Consider the following 17,155-nt stretch of genomic DNA (forward strand, 5'->3'; position numbering starts at 1 on the left):
CATGAACACAGCCTCCCCACCCGCGGTCATGGCCGAAGGCCTTGGCTTCACCTACGCATCCGGCGCCGGCCTGAAGCGTGCCGAGTTCGCCCTCGCGCCAGGAGGGACGGCCGCCGTCGAAGGCCCCTCAGGTTCCGGCAAGAGCACCCTGCTCGCCCTGCTCGGTCTCATCCTCACGCCGGCCGTCGGCTCCCTGCACATCGGTGGGACGGACACCGGCCCTCTCACGCCGAGTGAGCGGGATCTGCTGCGGCGGAGGGAGATCGGGATCGTTCTTCAGGACCTCGGGCTCCTGAGCTTTCTCAACGCCTGGGAGAACGTCGCCGCCGCCTTCGGGCCGCGGTTCGGTCGGCACCGCGCTGTGGCCCGGGATCTGCTCGGTGACCTCGGAATGGCGGAACTGGTCGATCGTCCGGTCGCCGAACTCTCCGGTGGGCAGCGGCAGCGCGTGGCCGTTGCCCGGGCCGCCGTGAAGCAACCCGTGCTCGTCCTGGCCGACGAGCCGACCTCGGGGCTCGATCCGAAGAACGCCGACCTTGTGATGCTTGCCCTGCGTTCGTGCGCCGCGCAGGGCGCCGCCGTACTGCTCGTCACCCACGATCGCGGCGTCACCGCGACCTGCGATCGGCGGTACGTGCTCGACGGGGGAGTGCTGTCCCCCGCCTCCATGGAGAACGTCCGCACCGACAGCGCCCGCAAGGAGAACCCGGCATGAGTCTCTGGAGTCTCCACACCTGGAAGCGGGACCGGCGTTCCCTGCGCAGGGCCCTGCCCACGCTCGCCGTCATGGCCGCGCTGCTCACCACCGCCGCGGGCGTGGCCGCCGGCGCCGCCGGGGCCGTGGAGCGGGACGTGCTCGGCTCGGGTGGGCTCACCCAGGTCGAGCTGTCGTCGTTCGAGGGGGACGGCTCCGTTCGGCCGCTCACCGACTCCGCTCTTCGGGACGTAGAGCAGACGCCCGGCGTCCGTCGTGTCGTCGCCGACTACCCCGCCACCCTGTACGCCCAGGACGAAGGAACATACGACCTCACCAGCCACACCCTCACCCCGGGCGACGACCTGCCCGTGACGAACGGTGCTCTTCCCGCCGAACTCGGCCGGGATCAGGTCGTGTTGCCCGCCTCCGCCCAGGGAACCGACTTCGCGCCGCTTCTCGGTCGTACCGTCGCCTTCGGTTACACCAAAGCGACCGGAGCCGGGTCCGGCACCACCGCCGTCGTCAAACTGACCATCGTCGCGCTGTACGACCCGAGTTGGCAGGCCGACGGCCCCGGCGTCGCGTATCTCTCCGAGGACACCGCCGCCCTGCTCTCCGCGGCACGCGCCGGGCAGAGCGTGGATGCCTTCCGGGGCAAGGAGGGTGCCCAGTCCGCCGTCGTCGTGGTCGGGCATCAGGGGCAGGTCGCCGGTGTCGTCAAGTCCCTTCAGACCGATGGCTTCTCCGCCTCCGCCGTGTCCGACCGGGTCCGGAACCTGCCCGGTCTCTTCGGCGCCGCCGATCTCGCGATGCGTATCGGCGTGCTCGTGCTGGCACTCGGCGCCTTCTGGCTGGGGGCCGTCCGGGCCGCCGACAGTGCGCGGGCGCGAATCGGGCAGTTCGCGATTCTGCGGATTCTCGGGTCCGGGAGGGCCGAGCTGCGGAGGATTCTGCTCGGTGAGGCCGTGTTGTCCGGGGGAGTGGCGGGGACGGTCGGGGCGGTGGTCGGTACGGGGGTGTCCGTCGTGCTCGCCGGTCCGCTCAGCGATGTTCTCGGTCTGCCCATCACCGTTCCGGACGCATTGCCCCGCCCTGGGTGGGCAATTGCCGCGCTCTTGCTGCCCGGTGTCGGGCTTGCCGCCGGAACTCTTCTCGGAAGCCGCGAAGTTCTTCGCCGGGATCCTTATCTCACCGCCCGCGCGCACAGCTGACGTCGCCCTCTTGCCCGAGAGCCCCGAATAACCCTTCGAAAAGCGGCCCTTGTCGCTGCTAACGTCCCTCTCGTGGCAAAACTCAACCAGATCATCGCAGTCGAGAAAGGCGTCAAGTCCAAGGCGCACCAGGACCTGACGGCCGCTCATCACGGCCTGCAGAAGCCCGCGTTGCTGGCCGGTATCGCGCGTACGTATCAGCCGAAGGACGAGGAGGGTGAGCAGTTGCCGCCCGAGTCGACGCGGGTCCAGGTGAAGGCGGAGGACGTGCTGCGGGATACCGCGGCCACGCTGACCCGGCTGTTCGATGTGACCGCCACAAAGGACTGGGCGAATTGCGAGGCCCGCGCGGACGTGACCGTGGACGGGCGCGTCCTGGTCGCCGACGTTCCCGTGTCCTATCTGCTCTTTCTCGAGAAGCAGCTCGTCGACCTCAATACCTTTGTGCGGAAGCTGCCTGTTCTCGATGCCTCGGAGGCGTGGACGCAGGACCCGTCCACCGACTCCTGGAAGACCGAGCCGGTGCGCACCCTGCGTACCAAGAAGGTGCCCCGTAATCATGTGAAGGCCGAGGCGACCGAGAAGCACCCGGCCCAGGTCGAGGTCTACTACGAGGACATCCCCATCGGGTACTGGACCACCGTGAAGTTCTCCGGTGCCTTGCCCGCCCGGCGTGTCAACGAACTCCTCGACCGCGTCGAGAAGTTGCAGCAGGCCGTGAAGTTCGCCAGGGAAGAGGCCAATGGCGCGGATGTCGTCGACCGGCGGGTCGGGGATGCCGTGTTCGGTTACCTCTTCGGGTGACGTCAAAGACCCCCCGGCGCATTGCCGCCGGGGTGCGCGAGGAGCGCAAGCTGAAACTGAAGCTTGTCGTGATGAAGCGGTGTCAGGTCCGAGAACCGGCCGTACTCAATCTCAGACTCTCGCTCCAGATTCAGTATTCGCCGTCGATCGCCGGATCGACCGGGCCCAGACCCAGGGCGTCGAGATGCTGGTTCAAGTCCAGTCCGCACAGCTCGATGTGCGGTGGTCCAAAGGCAGGACGCGACGACATGACGACTGATCTGGGTTCTCAAGCGTGCCGGCGTGCGAAATGGACGGCATCACACAGGGCCCGGGGGCAGGCTACGCCCCCGGGCCCGCTCCCGTTTCCGGCGCCCACCGACGAGCCCGCAGACCATTGAGTTCATAAAGAAAGCGGCCCCCCGGCCAACCGTCACATCCCCGAAATACGACCGCCCCATCTCCTCCCACCCCGCGATCTACCCTGGACACCTACGCCCGGCCACCGTCGCCCGAAGGCACACCCCCGCCCTCGACCAGCCGACAGGAGCCCCGTGCCACGCCCGCTCGACCTCCCGCCCTGGCTCGCCCACACCCTCCGCACCCAGCGCGGCCCCGTCCCCTGGAACGCCGTCCTGCGCGGCGCCCTCTCCGCCGGACCCCTGCTGCTCGCCGCCGTGCTCACCGGCCGCACCTCCCTCGGTGTCGTCGCCGCCATCGCCGCGATGCTCGCCGGGATCAACGACCGGCCCGGCAGTCGGCGGGCCTCCGTCCAGCGGATCGGGGTCCCGGCGGTGGCCGGGGCGCTGGGGATGCTCGTCGGGACGTACGCCGGACAGCACGTCGACGCTCTCCCCCTCACCCTCCTTCTCACCGGGCTCGGGCTGGTCGCGGGCGGCATGAGCGCCATCGGGCCCGTCGCCTCCGGGGCCGGGACGCAGCTGCTCGTCGCCGCCGCGATCGGGGCCGGGATGCCGCTGCCGGAGGCGGGTCCCGTGCGGGCGCTCGCCTATCTCGCCGGTGCCCTCTGGCTGCTCGGGCTGCGCCTGGCCCTGCCCACGCCCGGCTCGCTGGCCGGTGACTTCCGGTTCGACGGGGAACGGGAGGCGGTCGCGCGGGTGTACGACGCCGTCGCCGACCTCCTCGACGCCGTCGGCTCCGGCCACGCCACCGCCCGCCGCGCCGCCCTCACCGCCGCTCTCGACCACGCCCAGGACGCCCTCGCCGGGCCCCGACTGCGGCGTTACGCCAGCTCCGCCGCCGAGCGGCGGCTGCACGCCCAGTACGCCGCCGCCCTCCCGCTCGCCGAGGCCGCCACCGCGCTCGCCTGGGCCGGCGAACCCCTGACCGGGCGGGCCTCGGCCGGGCCCCGCCGGCTCGCCGCCGCCGTACGCGAGAACACGCACACCGGGCCGCTGCCGGCGCCCACCCGGTCCGCCGCCGCCCTGCGCGCGCTCGACGACGCCCTGCTGCACGCCGCCGAGGCCTTCGACCGGGGCAGGGGCGGGGATCTGCACACCCGTCGGCGGGCGGCCGGGGACCTGCTGCGGGCCGCGTTCGGCAGCGGCGGACGGGAGTACGGGCTGCGCGTCGCCCTCAGCTTCGGTGCCAGCGCCGCCATCGCCCAGGGCCTGCACCACTCCCACTGGTACGGGCAGCACGAGCACTGGTACTGGCTGCCCGCCACCGCCGTCTTCCTCGTCAAGCCGGACCTCGGGCCGCTGGTCTCGCGGGTGCTGTGCCGGGCCGCGGGGACCGTCCTCGGCGCGCTCGTGTTCGCCGCCTTCGCCGCCGTACTGCCCCGGCCCGAAGGGCTCATCGCGCTCGTCGCCGTGAGCGGGGCGCTCATCCCCGTGGCCACCCGGCACTTCGCTGCCCAGACCGCCGTGGTCACCGTGCTGGTGCTCGCCCTGGTGATGGTCGGCGGTGAACCGCAGGCCTCCGTGAGCCGGATCGGCGAGACGCTGCTGGCATGCGCGCTCGTGCTCGTCGTCGGGCATCTGCCGATGCCGGGGCAGCGCGGCGGGGGAGTCCGGGCCCGGCTCGGCGCGGCGAGCGAGGCCGCCCAGGCCTATCTCTCCCACGTCCTGCACGAGACGGCCCCGGACGCCGACAGCCGCCGGGTCCGCTGGACCCTGCGCCGCGAGGCCTATCGCACTCTCGCCGAGGCCCGTACCGCCATCGCCCTCGCCGCCGCCGAACTCCCGCCGCTCGCCCGGCACTCGGCGGGCGCGGGCGACGTCGTCGCCGTACTCGAAGAGCTCGTCGACACGACCACGGCATGCGCGGTGCACCTCGACGACTCGGGCGGCCTCACCTCCCGCCACACCCAGCGGCTCGCCGAGCTCGCCCGCGAACTCGAACGGGATCGCGCCCACTTGGGGGTGCGGCTCCCCGAACTCCCGCTGGCCGGCTAGCCGATCCGCACCCACACCGGGGCATGGTCCGAACCCCGTGCCTCCCGTCGCGCAACCGGATGCTCCGGGTCCACGGACGGCAGGTCCGGCGCCGCCTCCTCCGGCAGGCCGGTGCCGGCCGCCGTCACCCGGTGGACCAGGTGGTGGCTCAGCAGGATGTGGTCGATCAGCTCGCGGCGCCCGGAGTTGACGCGGGAGAAGCGCTGCTCGACCGGGATCAGCGGGGCGACGTCCCAGAGCCGGAGCGCGTCGCCGCCGTCCGGCCGGTCGAAGCCGGGCGTGCCGATCTCCGAGCCGGGCGGGCCGAGCAGGATCTGCGTGGTCGCCGCCTGCACCTCGTCGTTCAGATCACCCAGCACCACCACGTCCCGCTGCCGCCCGTCCCCCGCCAGCAGCGCGTCGGCCAGCGCGCGCAACGCCGTCGCCTCCGCCGCCCGCCGGTACAGCGCGTACGCCCCGTAGCGGGCCCGTTCGCCCTCGTCGTGGGGCTGGAACCGGCCGCCCGGATACGACAGCAGTTTCGACTTCAGATGGCAGACCGCCGCCCGCAGCGGTCCGGCCTCCGTCGCCGCCTCCACCGCCAGGAAGCCGCGGCCCGCCTCCGCGGCCACGCCGCCCTCGTCGTCCGCCTGCACCGGACGCAGCCGTGCCGGGAACGCGTTCGTGTCGGACCGCACCTCCAGCGGGACCCGGCTCAGGAACCCGACCCGGATACCCCGGCCGTCCGGGTGCTGCGACAGCGCGGTGTGCCAGTCGCCGACCAGCATGCCGACCAGGTCTTGCAGCGCCTCCGGCTCACCGACCTCCTGCACGCCCAGCAGCGTGGGGTCGAGTGCCGTGATCGTGGCGGCCAGGGCGGCGAGCTTCGTCTCGTACGCGGCCTTGTCGGGCGGGCCGAACTGGCCGCCTGGGCGGTACAGGTTCTCCAGGTTCCAGGTGCCGATGAGCATGCCGGTCCCCCTTCCGGGCGGTGTCATGAGGCAAGCGTGCTCGTCCGCACGGCGACGCGACAGAGCCGGAACCCGATGCGCGGTTCGGCTCACACGACCCGACGACCACGCCGTACGTTGGCGTGATGACCGACTCTCCCGCCGACCTCGTCATCACCGGATGCACCGCCCTCGTCCACGACGACGAGGAGCGCATCGGGTTCGAGGAGAACGCCACGATCGTCGTACGGGGAGGTGTCATCGAGTCCGTCACGGCCGCCGAGCCGCCGCCGGCCGTCGAACACGTCGACGCCCGTGGGCAGGTGGCCCTGCCCGGGCTCGTCAACTGCCACACCCACGCCCCGATGGTCGCCCTGCGCGGGGTCGCCGAGGACTTGCCGACCGAGGAGTGGTTCAACGACGTCGTCTGGCCCGTCGAGTCCAACCTCACCGAGCGGGACGTGGAGTTGGGCGCCCGGCTCGCCTGCGCGGAGATGATCCGCGGCGGTGTCACCTGTTTCGCCGACCACTACTTCTCGATGGACGCCGTCGCCGCCGTCGTAGCGGAGTGCGGCATCCGGGCACATCTCGGAGAGGCGTACTTCTCCTCCCAGGGACCTCAAGGGCGGGAGAGGTCACTGGAGTTCGCGCTCCGGCACCGCGGCGGCGCCGCCGGTCGGATCACCACCGCCCTCGCCCCGCACGCCCCCTACACCGTCGACGACGCCGACCTCGCCGCCACCGCCGAACTGGCCCGCGCCCACGGCCTCCCCGTGCACCTCCACGCCGCCGAGAACCGCGACCAGGCCGACACCAGCCTCGCACGCCACGGCGTCACCCCCATCGAGGTCCTCGCCCGCACCGGCATCCTCGACACCGACGTCCTCATTGCCCACGGCACCGGCATCCTCGACCGCGACCTGCCCGTGCTCGCGGCGGCCGGCGGCCGTGTCTCCGTCGCCACCGCACCCCGCGGCTACCTCAAGTTCGCCTGGCCCACCACCACGCCCGTCCGCGCCCTGCACGACCTCGGCATCCCCGTCGGCCTCGCCACGGACGGCGCCGCCTCCAACAACTCCCTCGACGTATGGGAGTCGATGGCGCTCACCGCGCTCATCCAGAAGTCCACGACCGGCGACCCCCGTTGGCTGACCTCCCGGCAGGCCCTGCACCACGCCACCCTCTAGAGCGCCCGCGCGGTTGGTCTCGGCGACACCCTCGGCACCCTCGCCCCCGGCCGCCGCGCCGACCTCGTCCTCGTCGACCTGGCCGGCCCGCACACCCAGCCCGTCCACGACCTCGCCGCCACCCTCGTGCACAGCGCCCGCTCCTCCGACGTCCGTACGACGATCGTCGACGGACGGGTCCTGATGCGCGACCGGGAGCTGCTGACCATCGATGTGCCCGGTGTCGTCAGGGAGTTGGGGGAGCGGATGCCCGCGCTCCTGGACCGGAGCCACGGCGGGCGGATCCAGGAGTACGACACCTGAGAGCCGCCGGAAAACCATGACGAAAAAATTCTCCGGCCCAGCGATGAGTTCCGCTCCCGCCCTCGGTCACCACCCCGAACGGACCGTTGCACAGGAGGGGTCATGTCACTTCCGGAGGTCGTCTCGCGTGCGCAGTGGCGCGCGGCGCGCGAGGAACTGCTGGTCAAGGAGAAGGCGGCGACACGGGCGCGGGACGCGCTCAACGCCGAGCGGCGCCGGCTGCCCATGGTGGAGATCGAGGAGGAGTACCTCTTCGAGGGCGGCGACGGCAAGGCGACGCTGCTCGACCTCTTCGAAGGACGGTCCCAGCTCGTCGTCTACCACTTCATGTTCGCGCCGGAGTGGGACGCGGGCTGCCGCAGCTGCTCGGCGTTCCTGGACCAGATCGGGCAGCTGGCGCACCTGAAGGCCCGCGGCACCACGTTCGCGGCGGTGTCCCGGGCGCCGTACACGAAGATCCTGCCGTTCAAGGCGCGGATGGGGTGGACCGTGCCCTGGTACTCGTCGTCCGGCGGCGACTTCAACCGCGACTTCGAGGCGACCCTCGTGCACGACGGGGAACTCGTCGAGCGGCCCGGCGTCAGCTGCTTCCTGCGGGAGCGGGACCGTGTCTTCCACACGTACTCGACGTACGAGCGAGGCCTGGACGGGCTCGGCTCCACGACCAGCCTCCTGGACCTGACCGCGCTGGGCCGGCAGGAGGAGTGGGAGGAGCCCGCGGGGCGCGCGTCGGCACTGGGGGCGCCCGCGGGGAGCGAGCGGATCCGCTATCACGACGAGTACGACGAATGACGCGGAGCGTACGGGGAATGACACGAACGGTAACGGAAGTGACCGTTCGGTAACCGATTTCTCACGCTGCGCGCTGAAGCGGTGTCAACTACGTCTCAGTCCCGCATCTCAGCGAGCCGTTCCGCCTCTCCAGAGCGTTAACTCCTCACAAGAGGGACGCTTGATCGGAGGTGCAGGATGGTGAACGGGCGAAAGGTGCTCGAGCGCTTTCCCGCCGGTGGCCCGCGTGGCTCCTGGCCCGCGGAGGAGTTCGCGCACGCACGGCGGATGGAGGGCACGCCCGCCGAGGTCGTGATGGACCTCGCGACGGACGCGTTCCTGGTCGTCGTCCCCGCGGACACCGCGGTCAGCTCGCCTTCGGTGCCGTGAACTGGTCCGCCTGGAGCGAGTACAGCTCGGCGTAGACCCCGCCGGTGGCCAGCAGCTCCTCGGGGGTGCCCGACTCGACGAGCCGGCCCTGCTCCAGGACGTGCACCAGGTCGGCATGGCGTACGGACGCCAGCCGGTGGGTGATCAGGACGACCGTCTGCCCGCTGCCCGCCAGCGCGCGGATCTTCTCGAAGACCTCCAGTTCGGCCCGGGCGTCGAGGGCCGCCGTCGGCTCGTCCACGATCAGGATGCGACCGCGCCGGTAGGCCGCCCGCGCGATGCCCAGGCGCTGCCACTGCCCGCCCGAGAGCTCGTGCCCGCCGCTGAACTGGCGGGCCAGCAGGGTGTCCAGGCCGCGCGGCAGATCCGCCACCACGTCCTGGGCGCCGGCCTCGGCGATCGAGTCGGCCAGCCGCTCCTCGGTCAGCGGCGCCGCCGACCGGCCGACCGCCACGTTGACCCGGGCCGTGAACGGCCAGCGCTTGAAGTCCTGCGCCACCATCGCGATCCGCTCGGCGAGCAGGTGCCGGTCCGCGTCCGCGGTGTCCACGCCGTCCCACAGGATGCGGCCGCGGTCCGGCTTGTAGAGCCCGGCCAGCAGCTTCACCAGGGTCGTCTTGCCCGAGCCGTTCTCGCCGACCAGCGCCACGATCCGGCCGAGCGGGAGCGTGAGCGTCACGTCGTCCAGGGCCGGGTGCGTGGACTCACCCGGATAGCTGAAGGTGACGTTCTCGAAGCGGATCTCCCGGGGGTCCTCCGGTAGTTCCCGTCCGCCGACCGGGATCGCGCGCTGCTCGGCCTCGACGTACAGCCGTTGCAGATCGCCGACGAAGAGGGCCTCCTGGTGGAGCTGGTTCACCTCCAGGACCAGGCTGTCCAGGCTGGCGGAGCCCGAGCGGATCGCGATCACCGCCGTGCCCGCCACCGACAGCGCCATCGCCCCGGCGAGCAGCAGCCCGCCGAGCGTCGCGTACGTCGCCACCGTCGCGAGCCCCGTCCAGAACGCCGCGATCAGCCCGGTACGGGCCGCGAGCCGGGCCAGCCGGGCCTGTTCCGCCTCCGCGACCTCCGACATCGCCCGGTAGTGGTGCAGCAGGAAGGGGCCGACGCCGTGCACCCGGATCTCCGGCGCCGCGGTCGGTTCGGTGAGCAGTTCGCTGAGCAGATGACCGGCCCGGGCGTGCTGCACCCAGGTGTGGAAGGACTCGTACCGGCGCCGGGCGATCGTCAGGGCGCTCCACGCGCTGGGCAGGGTCATGGTCACCAGCAGCGGCAGCAGCGCCGGGTGCAGCACGGTCAGGACGCCGGCCGCCGCGATGAGTGAGATCGCCGCGTTCATGACCCGGGTGGCGTAGGCGATCATGCGGCGGGCTGACGTGGCGCCGTACTGGGCGGTGTCCAGCAGTTTGTGGAAGGCGTGGTCCTCGATCGCGGCCAGCTCCACGGCGGCCGCCCGCTCCAGATAGCGCTCGGTCGCCACCCGCTCCACCTTCGGTTCGAGGCGCCCGGTGGCGTGTGTCGACGCGGCCCGCAGCAGCGCGGCCACCAGCATGACCGAGGCCATCGCGACGAGGGCGGGGACGGCACCCCGCAACCGGTCCTCGATCGCGCCGCCGCCGATCAGCCGCCCCAGCACGCTGTTCACGGCCAGCAGACTCACCGCCTGCGCCGCGCCCCGGCCCGCCTCGGCGCCGAGCACGACCTTCGCGGCCCGCCGGTCGGCCTGCCAGGCGAGCCGGAAACTGAGCGAGAGCAGCGCGGGCAGCTGCCGCACCATCTCCCGGAAGTTCAGCTGGAGCCGGGCGTCGGAGTGACGGTTCCAACCCATGTCGTAGCGCAGCGGCCCACCGAAGAGCAGCCGCTCCGACTCCGACACCTCAGGCTCTTCGGCGTCGCGCTTCTTCCCCACCGACGGCCTCCCCCGATCGTGGACGGAGGGCCACTATCGCGGGACGGGGACGTCAGGGGCAGGGCGCGGGGACCGGCCGGGGTTGCGCGCGGGCGTACGCCTGTACGGGCGCGGGGGAGACGAAGGATCAGGCACTGACCGGTCGCGACCAGGCGGGGGTCGTCCCCGTCAGCCGGCACAGGGCCAGATACAGGGGGATCGGCGGGGTGTAGGGGACCGTGCCCTCCGGCTTGTGGATCAGGCCGGGGACGCCCGGGGCGTCGGGGACGATCGCACCGGTGGCGTAGCGCGCGGGTGCGGGCCACTCCAGGGCGTAGTCGGAGTCCGACGGAACGATCCACCACCAGTGCGCCTCGTCGGCGTAGACGCATCCGACGCGCGGCAGCCGGGGCATCACCAGCGGGCCGAGGCGGGCGGGTACGGCGACCGCGTCGCAGCCCAGCGGGGCCGTCATGCCGTCGGGCACGGCGAGCCGTCGGGGGATGACCGGCGTGTGCAGTCCCCGCCGGAGGCGGACCAGCGTGTCCAGGGTCATGACCTGGGCACCGGTCGCGGCCCTCAGAGCCATGGGCCCCCCGTCCCGTGGTGCGGTGTCGGTCCGTGGTGCCGGGATGTGCCGTGGCCGTGGTGGCGGGCTTCCGCCCCGTCGTACCGGACTTCCGTGCCGTCGTGCCAGGGCGCCCCGTAGTGCAGGGTCTCGCCGCCGTCGCGCCGGGGCCTGCCGAGGTGCCAGGTCTCGGCGCCGAGGGTCCAGGGTTCGCCGCCGGTGTGCCGGGGGGTGCCGTCGTGCCGGGGAGCCGCGTCGTGCCGGGGCGTGCCGTCGTGCCGAGGGGCCGCGTCGTGCTGGGCGGCTCTCGCGCCGTCGGGGCCGGGTATCGCGTCGCCGGGTATCGCGTGGTGGTGTGCGTCGGCGTCGTGGCGGGGGTCGGTGTCGGCGTCGCGTCGCTTGGCGTCGTACCGTGCGTCCGCCTTGTGCAGGGCGTCCGCCTCGTCGTCCTCGCCGCCCGAGCCGCCGGCCGGGCCGGGCTTGGGGCGGGCTCCCCAGCCGAGGTCGTTGTGGGGGCCGGTGGCGGTGCCCGCGGTGTCGCTCTCGCGGGGCAGGTCCGCCCAGACCAGGAGGCCCGGGCCGTGCTCGTGGGTGCCCCAGGAGTGACACAGGGCGTCGACGAGAAGCAATCCCCTCCCGTGCTCCTCCTCGCCCCGCGGCGCGCACGGGTGCGGCTCGCCCGGAGCGCAGCCCTCGTCACGCACGGCTATGCGCACCAGCTCGCCGCCGTCGTGCAGCTCGCAGACTATGTGTCTGCTCGCGGTGTGCACGATGGCGTTGGTGACGAGCTCGGAGACCACCAGGGCCGCCGTGTCGCAGGTGTCCTCGCAGACCGCCCAGCCGTTCAGCCGGGCCCGCGTCAGCCGTCTGGCCTGCGCGGCGGAACCCGGATGTGCGGCCAGCTCGAACCGGAACCGGCGCTCGGCAGCGGGCCCCGAAGGGCGGCCTGCTCCCGATGCGGCACCGAGGCTGTGGGGGCCTGCGGCGGCGTCTGTTCCTAAGGGCGCGGACGGAATCACGCTTGCCACTATCGCCCCGCCGTGAACACTTGGCAAGTGTCACTCTGAAAATTGCAGAGTGCTGTGTGACGGTCTGGAAGGCCGTGGCACACTGCTCGCAACAAGCATGTCGAGCGGCGCCAGTTGAGATCACCGGAGATCCGACCAGGTCTTCGAATAGGTCTTCGAATGGCGCCGTCGGGCTGCCAGGATTCTTTTGCGCAGGTTTCTGTGCAGGTTTCCGCACAGGTTTCTACGGGTCCCCGACCCCGGGACGTTCAGGAGGTGGAGGGTGAGCGAGCCGCGGTCCGCGCCGACGGTCGGCCAGGTCGTCCTCGGCCGGCGCCTGCTGGACCTGCGTGAGCGCGCCGGTCTCAAGCGCGAGGAGGCCGCCAAGATCCTCCGCGTCGCCCCGGCCACCGTCCGCCGCATGGAGATGGCCGAGGTCGGCCTCAAGATCCCGTACCTCCAGCTGCTCCTGAAGTCCTACGGCGTCTCCGACGAGGAGGCCGACGCCTTCGTGCAGCTGGCCGAGGAGGCCAACAAACCCGGCTGGTGGCAGCGGTACCACGACATCCTGCCCGGCTGGTTCTCGATGTACGTCAGCCTCGAAGGCGCCGCCAGCCTCATCCGGTCCTACGATCCGCACTTCGTACCCGGGCTGCTCCAGACCGAGGACTACGCCCGCGGTGTGCTGAAGTCCGGAGCCATCGGCCAGACGCGGCCGGAAGACATCGAGCGGCACGTCGCTCTGCGAGTACAACGCCAGGAACTGCTCACCCGTCCCGATGCCCCCCGTTTCTGGGCGGTCATCGACGAGACCGCGCTGCGCCGCCCGGTGGGCGGCCCGGAGGTGATGCGTGCCCAGATCGACCGACTGCTCGAGGCCACGAAGCTGCCCAACGTGACGCTGCAGGTCGCCCCGTTCGCCAACGGGCCGCACCCGGGCACGTACGGGCCCTTCGTGCTGTTCCGATTCGCCGTGCCGGAGCTTCCGGACATGGTCTACAGCGAGTACCTGACCGGCGCCGTCTACCTGGACGCGCGCGCGGAGGTGGCGACCCACCTCGAGGTCATGGACCGCACGGCGGCGCAGGCCGCTACGGCACATCGCACGAAGGAGATCCTCCGGGATCTCCGCAAGGAGCTGTGAATGGATCGCATCAAGCCGCGCATACCGGTCTACAACGGCATGCCCGCGCGGGAGTTGGGCAGCGAGGGCTGGCACAAGCCGTGGAGCGGCGGCAACGGCGGCAACTGCCTGGAGGCGATGAAGCTGGCCGACGGCCGGATCGCCGTCCGTCAGTCGACCGATCCGGACGGCCCGGCACTGATCTACACCACGGACGAGATGACGGCTTTCATCGAGGGCGCGAAGGCGGGGGAGGCGGACTTCCTGCTGTCGTGACGTGTTGGTCCGACGCCGGCTTGAACTTCCTTGTCGCAGTGCTTAATTCATGAGAACTACCGATGAGAACCGGGAGCGACGCCGACCGGCCCGGTCGGGGCGGCCGGGGGCAGCGACGCGCACAGTGCCTCCAGCGCCGCCCCGTACCCGGCCTCGGACGGGGTCGCGTACCCGACCACCAGGCCGTCCCGCGCGGGCATGTCCTGTGCCGAGGCCTCCGGATGCCGGAACTCCGCAAGGCCGTCGAGCGCGACGCCCTGCCAGACGGCCGCCTTGACGGCCGAGCGCTCGGTGCCCGGCGGCAGCCTCAGCACCGCGTGCAGCCCGGCCGCGACCCCGCTGACCTCGACATGCGGCGCGTGCGCGGCGAGCGCCGCGACGAGCCGGTCGCGTCGGCTCCGGTACCGCTGCCGCATGCGCCGCACATGACGGTCGTACGCCCCGGAGACGAGGAAGTCGGCGAGGGCGAGCTGATCGAGGACGCTCGCCCAGGCCTCCCGCTCGCCCTTGGCCGCGAGCACGCCGTCGACGTACCGCTCCGGCAGCACCATCCATCCCAGCCGCACCGAGGGCGACAGGCTCTTGCTCACCGAGCCGAGGTAGATCACCCGCTCCGGATCGAGCCCCTGGACCGCCCCGACGGGCTTGCGGTCGTAGCGGAACTCGCCGTCGTAGTCGTCCTCCAGCACCACACCGTCCCGCGCGCGTGCCCAGTCGACGGCCGCGGCCCGCCGCTCGGCGTGCAGCGGGCCGCCGGTCGGGAACTGGTGCGCCGGGGTGAGCAGCACCGCCCGCTCGCGCGTCAACCGCCCGACGTCGGCGCCCTGTTCGTCCAGCGGCAGCGGTACGGTCCGCACGCCGGCGTCCGTGAGCAGCTCGCGGTGGAACGGCAGGCCGTACGCCTCCACGGCCAGGGGACCCTTGAGGACCCGGGCGCCCTGGAAGAGCAGCCGCAGGGCGTGCGCGAAGCCGGAGCAGATCACGATCCGGGCGGGCTCGGTACGCACCCCGCGCGCGCGTGCCAGATACTCCGCGAGTGCCTCCCGCAGCTCCACGCGCCCGGCGGGGTCGCCGGGGCCGAACACCTCGTCGGGTGCCTGCTGAAGGGCCCGCCGGTAGGAGGCCAGCCAGGTCGCCCGCGGGAACGTCGACCTGTCCGGCGTGCCCTGCCGCAGGTCGTGACGCGGCCCATGCGCGCGGGGCGGCGACTTCCGGGGTACGCGCGCGTGCCCGGCGGCCCGCAACGGCTCGGTCCGCTCCGCCACCCGCGTCCCCGAGCCCTGGCGCGCGGTGAGCCACCCCTCCGCGACGAGTTCGGCGTAGGCGTCGGCCACCGTGTTGCGGGCCACGCCGAGGTCGGCGGCAAGGGACCGGTAGGGCGGCAGCCGGGTGCCGGGGGCGAGCCGGCCGCTCCGTACGGCCTCGCGCAGGGCGTCGCCGAGCGCGGCCCGCCTGCTGCCCGGTCCTGTGAGCTCCAGGTGGAGGTCGGAGCCGAGTCCTTCGGTGGAATTGACCCACGATTTCACCATGGAAATGAACCCTACAGCCGGTCTTTCCCGACCGTAGGTTGGTGGACATGACGACGAACACGATCGCTTCCGCCGAGACCACCCGCCTGAACTTCGCCAAGTCCGCCCCGAAGGTGTTCCGCACCCTCATCGGCTTCGACGCCGCCGCCCGCGAGGGCCTCGACCCGGCCCTGGTCGAGCTGATCCAGATCCGCGCCTCGCACCTCAACCACTGCGCCTACTGCCTCCACATGCACACCAACGACGCCCGCAAGGCCGGCGAGAGCGAGGACCGGCTGCACATGGTCGCCGTCTGGCGCGAGGCCCGGCACTTCTTCACGGAGAAGGAGCAGGCGGCGCTGGCCCTGACCGAGGCCGTGACGCTGGTCGCCGACGGCGGAGTCCCGGACGAGGTGTACGCGCAGGCCGCGGAGCAGTTCGAGGAGCAGGAGCTGGCCCAGGTGCTGGCGCTGATCTTCGCGATCAACACCTGGAACAGGGTGGCCCTGGCGACGAAGAAGGTGGCGGGGACGGACGAACGGCGCTGACACCGCTTGCCGCGGCGCGCGGTGCGTCAGACGGTCATCGGGCGGTCGTACGGTCCGATCGGCGCCGGCAGTCGCGAACTCCCCGTCAGATGACGGTCAACGGCCGCCGCCACCGCCCGCCCCTCGGCGATCGCCCACACGATCAGCGACTGCCCGCGCGCGGCGTCCCCGGCGGCGAACACGCCGGGGGCGCTCGTCGCGAACCCGGCGTCCCGCGCGATCGTGCCGCGCGGCTCCATGGCCAGCCCGAGCTGGTCCACGAGGCCGTCCGCGCGGTCGGGTCCGGAGAAGCCGAGGGCGAGCAGGACGAGGTCGGCGGGGAGCGTCCGCCCGGTCCCCGACACGGGCCGCCGCGCCGCGTCGACCTCGACCAGGTGCAGCGAGCGCACCTGCCCGTCGGCGTCACCGGTGAAGCGGAGCGTGGACGCCGCGAACAGCCGCGCGTCCGCGTCCGCCGCCGGCGCGGTCCGCAGCGCACCAGCCTCCTCGTGCGCGGCCGACAGCCGGTAGATCTTCGGGTACGTCGGCCAGGGCTCGGCGTCCTCGTCGCGCTCGGCGCCGGGCTGGGCGTAGATGTCCAACTGCGTGACGGACGCGGCGCCCTCGCGCACCGCCGTGCCCAGACAGTCGGCGCCGGTGTCACCGCCGCCGACGATGACGACGTGCTTCCCGGCGGCGGACATCGGGGAGACGTCCAGATCCCCCTCGCACACCCGGTTGGCCAGCGGCAGATACTCCATGGCCTGGTGGATGCCGGCCAACTCCCGCCCGGGCACGTCCAGGTCACGCCAGGCGGTCGCACCGGTGGCGATCACGACGGCGTCGTACCGCGCCCGCAGCTCGGCCGCCCCGATGTCCCGCCCGACCGCCGTGGACGTACGGAACTTCGTCCCCTCGGCCCGCATCTGCGCGATACGGCGCTCCAGATGGTGCTTCTCCATCTTGAACTCGGGGATGCCGTACCGCATCAGCCCGCCGAGCCGGTCGTCCTTCTCGAACACGGCGACCGTGTGGCCCGCCCGCGTCAGCTGCTGTGCCGCCGCCAGTCCCGTCGGTCCCGAGCCGATGACGGCGACGGTCCGCCCGGACAGCCGGTCCGGCGGCCGCGGTGGCGCGAAACCGAGCTCCCAGGCCCGGTCGGCGATGGCCGCCTCGACGTTCTTGATGGTGACCGCGGGCTGGTTGATGGCGAGCACACACCCCGCCTCGCACGGCGCCGGGCACAACCGGCCGGTGAACTCGGGGAAGTTGTTGGTGGCGTGCAGCCGGTCGGCGGCGGCCCGCCAGTCGTCCCGGGAGACGAGGTCGTTCCACTCGGGGATGAGGTTCCCGAGCGGACAGGCGTCGTGGCAGAACGGGATGCCGCAGTCCATGCACCGGTCCGCCTGCTTGTTGATGATGGGCAGCAACGCCCCGGGGACGTACACCTCGTCCCAGTCCCGGACCCGCTCCTCGACCGGCCGGCGGGGCCAGTCCTGGCGAGGGGTGGTCATGAATCCCTTGGGATCGGCCATGGCCGTCTTCCTTGCGTTGGCATCGACGGGCCGTG

The 17,155-nt window shown here is 72.3% G+C and carries 14 protein-coding genes and 2 pseudogenes; 10 read left to right on the top strand and 6 right to left on the bottom strand.

The annotated features are described in order from the left end of the window. The first annotated feature begins 1 nt into the window (after window position 1). The 4 genes from ACFUO4_RS17125 (at window position 2) to ACFUO4_RS17140 (ending at window position 5,108) form a co-directional block, all read left to right on the top strand. Window positions 2-715 carry an ABC transporter ATP-binding protein gene (locus tag ACFUO4_RS17125; protein ID WP_383485122.1) on the top strand — a complete coding sequence of 238 codons (714 nt, stop codon included), beginning with the start codon at window positions 2-4 and terminating at the stop codon, window positions 713-715. Continuing rightward, window positions 712-1,908 (top strand): FtsX-like permease family protein, encoded by a 1,197-nt coding sequence (locus ACFUO4_RS17130; protein WP_383485125.1) that lies wholly within the window; start codon window positions 712-714, stop codon window positions 1,906-1,908. Before ACFUO4_RS17125 ends, ACFUO4_RS17130 begins: the two co-directional genes overlap by 4 nt. Before the next feature lie 72 nt (window positions 1,909-1,980). Continuing rightward, the gene (locus tag ACFUO4_RS17135; RefSeq protein ID WP_079312906.1) at window positions 1,981-2,712 is read left to right on the top strand and encodes a hypothetical protein; all 732 of its coding nucleotides are present in this window, start codon (window positions 1,981-1,983) and stop codon (window positions 2,710-2,712) included. 533 nt (window positions 2,713-3,245) lie between these two features. Beyond that, window positions 3,246-5,108, top strand: coding sequence for an FUSC family protein (locus tag ACFUO4_RS17140; protein WP_383485128.1), 1,863 nt, complete (start codon window positions 3,246-3,248; stop codon window positions 5,106-5,108). Here ACFUO4_RS17140 and ACFUO4_RS17145 read toward each other — a convergent pair. Further along, window positions 5,105-6,058 (bottom strand): endonuclease/exonuclease/phosphatase family protein, encoded by a 954-nt coding sequence (locus tag ACFUO4_RS17145; RefSeq protein ID WP_383485754.1) that lies wholly within the window; start codon window positions 6,056-6,058, stop codon window positions 5,105-5,107. The genes ACFUO4_RS17140 and ACFUO4_RS17145 overlap by 4 nt on opposite strands. Before the next feature lie 125 nt (window positions 6,059-6,183). Between ACFUO4_RS17145 and ACFUO4_RS17150 the strand changes: the two are divergent. From ACFUO4_RS17150 to ACFUO4_RS17160, 3 genes and pseudogenes are all read left to right on the top strand, one after another. Beyond that, window positions 6,184-7,527: pseudogene (locus ACFUO4_RS17150) on the top strand (amidohydrolase). 102 nt (window positions 7,528-7,629) lie between these two features. Next, on the top strand, window positions 7,630-8,319 hold the full coding sequence (locus tag ACFUO4_RS17155) for a DUF899 domain-containing protein (RefSeq protein WP_383485131.1): 690 nt from the start codon (window positions 7,630-7,632) through the stop codon (window positions 8,317-8,319). 180 nt (window positions 8,320-8,499) lie between these two features. After that, a complete protein-coding gene (locus ACFUO4_RS17160; RefSeq protein ID WP_079308865.1) occupies window positions 8,500-8,688 on the top strand; it encodes a hypothetical protein in 189 nt (62 codons plus the stop codon). Here the strand turns inward: ACFUO4_RS17160 and ACFUO4_RS17165 are convergent. The 3 genes and pseudogenes from ACFUO4_RS17165 to ACFUO4_RS17175 form a co-directional block, all read right to left on the bottom strand. Beyond that, entirely contained in the window at window positions 8,666-10,597 is a 1,932-nt protein-coding gene (locus tag ACFUO4_RS17165) for an ABC transporter ATP-binding protein (protein WP_079308803.1), read from the bottom strand. The two genes, ACFUO4_RS17160 and ACFUO4_RS17165, sit on opposite strands and share 23 nt — an antisense overlap. A 127-nt stretch (window positions 10,598-10,724) precedes the next feature. Further along, a complete protein-coding gene (locus ACFUO4_RS17170) occupies window positions 10,725-11,165 on the bottom strand; it encodes a hypothetical protein (RefSeq protein ID WP_079308804.1) in 441 nt (146 codons plus the stop codon). A 398-nt stretch (window positions 11,166-11,563) separates the two neighbouring features. Next, window positions 11,564-12,199: pseudogene (locus tag ACFUO4_RS17175) on the bottom strand (ATP-binding protein); the annotation flags it as partial. A 235-nt stretch (window positions 12,200-12,434) separates the two neighbouring features. On the opposite strand from ACFUO4_RS17175, the gene ACFUO4_RS17180 reads away from it, so the two are divergent. Beyond that, window positions 12,435-13,295, top strand: coding sequence for a helix-turn-helix transcriptional regulator (locus tag ACFUO4_RS17180; RefSeq protein ID WP_383485136.1), 861 nt, complete (start codon window positions 12,435-12,437; stop codon window positions 13,293-13,295). Beyond that, window positions 13,296-13,550, top strand: a complete 255-nt coding sequence (locus tag ACFUO4_RS17185) for a DUF397 domain-containing protein (RefSeq protein ID WP_059197394.1) — start codon at window positions 13,296-13,298, stop codon at window positions 13,548-13,550. It abuts the gene before it with no gap. A gap of 56 nt (window positions 13,551-13,606) precedes the next feature. Here the strand turns inward: ACFUO4_RS17185 and ACFUO4_RS17190 are convergent, their stop codons facing one another. Further along, the gene (locus ACFUO4_RS17190; RefSeq protein ID WP_383485139.1) at window positions 13,607-15,079 is read right to left on the bottom strand and encodes a PLP-dependent aminotransferase family protein; all 1,473 of its coding nucleotides are present in this window, start codon (window positions 15,077-15,079) and stop codon (window positions 13,607-13,609) included. A 47-nt stretch (window positions 15,080-15,126) separates the two neighbouring features. On the opposite strand from ACFUO4_RS17190, the gene ACFUO4_RS17195 reads away from it, so the two are divergent. Next, entirely contained in the window at window positions 15,127-15,606 is a 480-nt protein-coding gene (locus ACFUO4_RS17195) for a carboxymuconolactone decarboxylase family protein (protein ID WP_383485142.1), read from the top strand. 26 nt (window positions 15,607-15,632) lie between these two features. Here the strand turns inward: ACFUO4_RS17195 and ACFUO4_RS17200 are convergent, their stop codons facing one another. Next, window positions 15,633-17,120 carry a glutamate synthase subunit beta gene (locus ACFUO4_RS17200; RefSeq protein ID WP_079308805.1) on the bottom strand — a complete coding sequence of 496 codons (1,488 nt, stop codon included), beginning with the start codon at window positions 17,118-17,120 and terminating at the stop codon, window positions 15,633-15,635. Window positions 17,121-17,155: the final 35 nt, after the last annotated feature.

Origin of the sequence: Streptomyces sp. NPDC057280, assembly GCF_042668605.1 — a bacterium.
GTDB lineage: Bacteria > Actinomycetota > Actinomycetes > Streptomycetales > Streptomycetaceae > Streptomyces.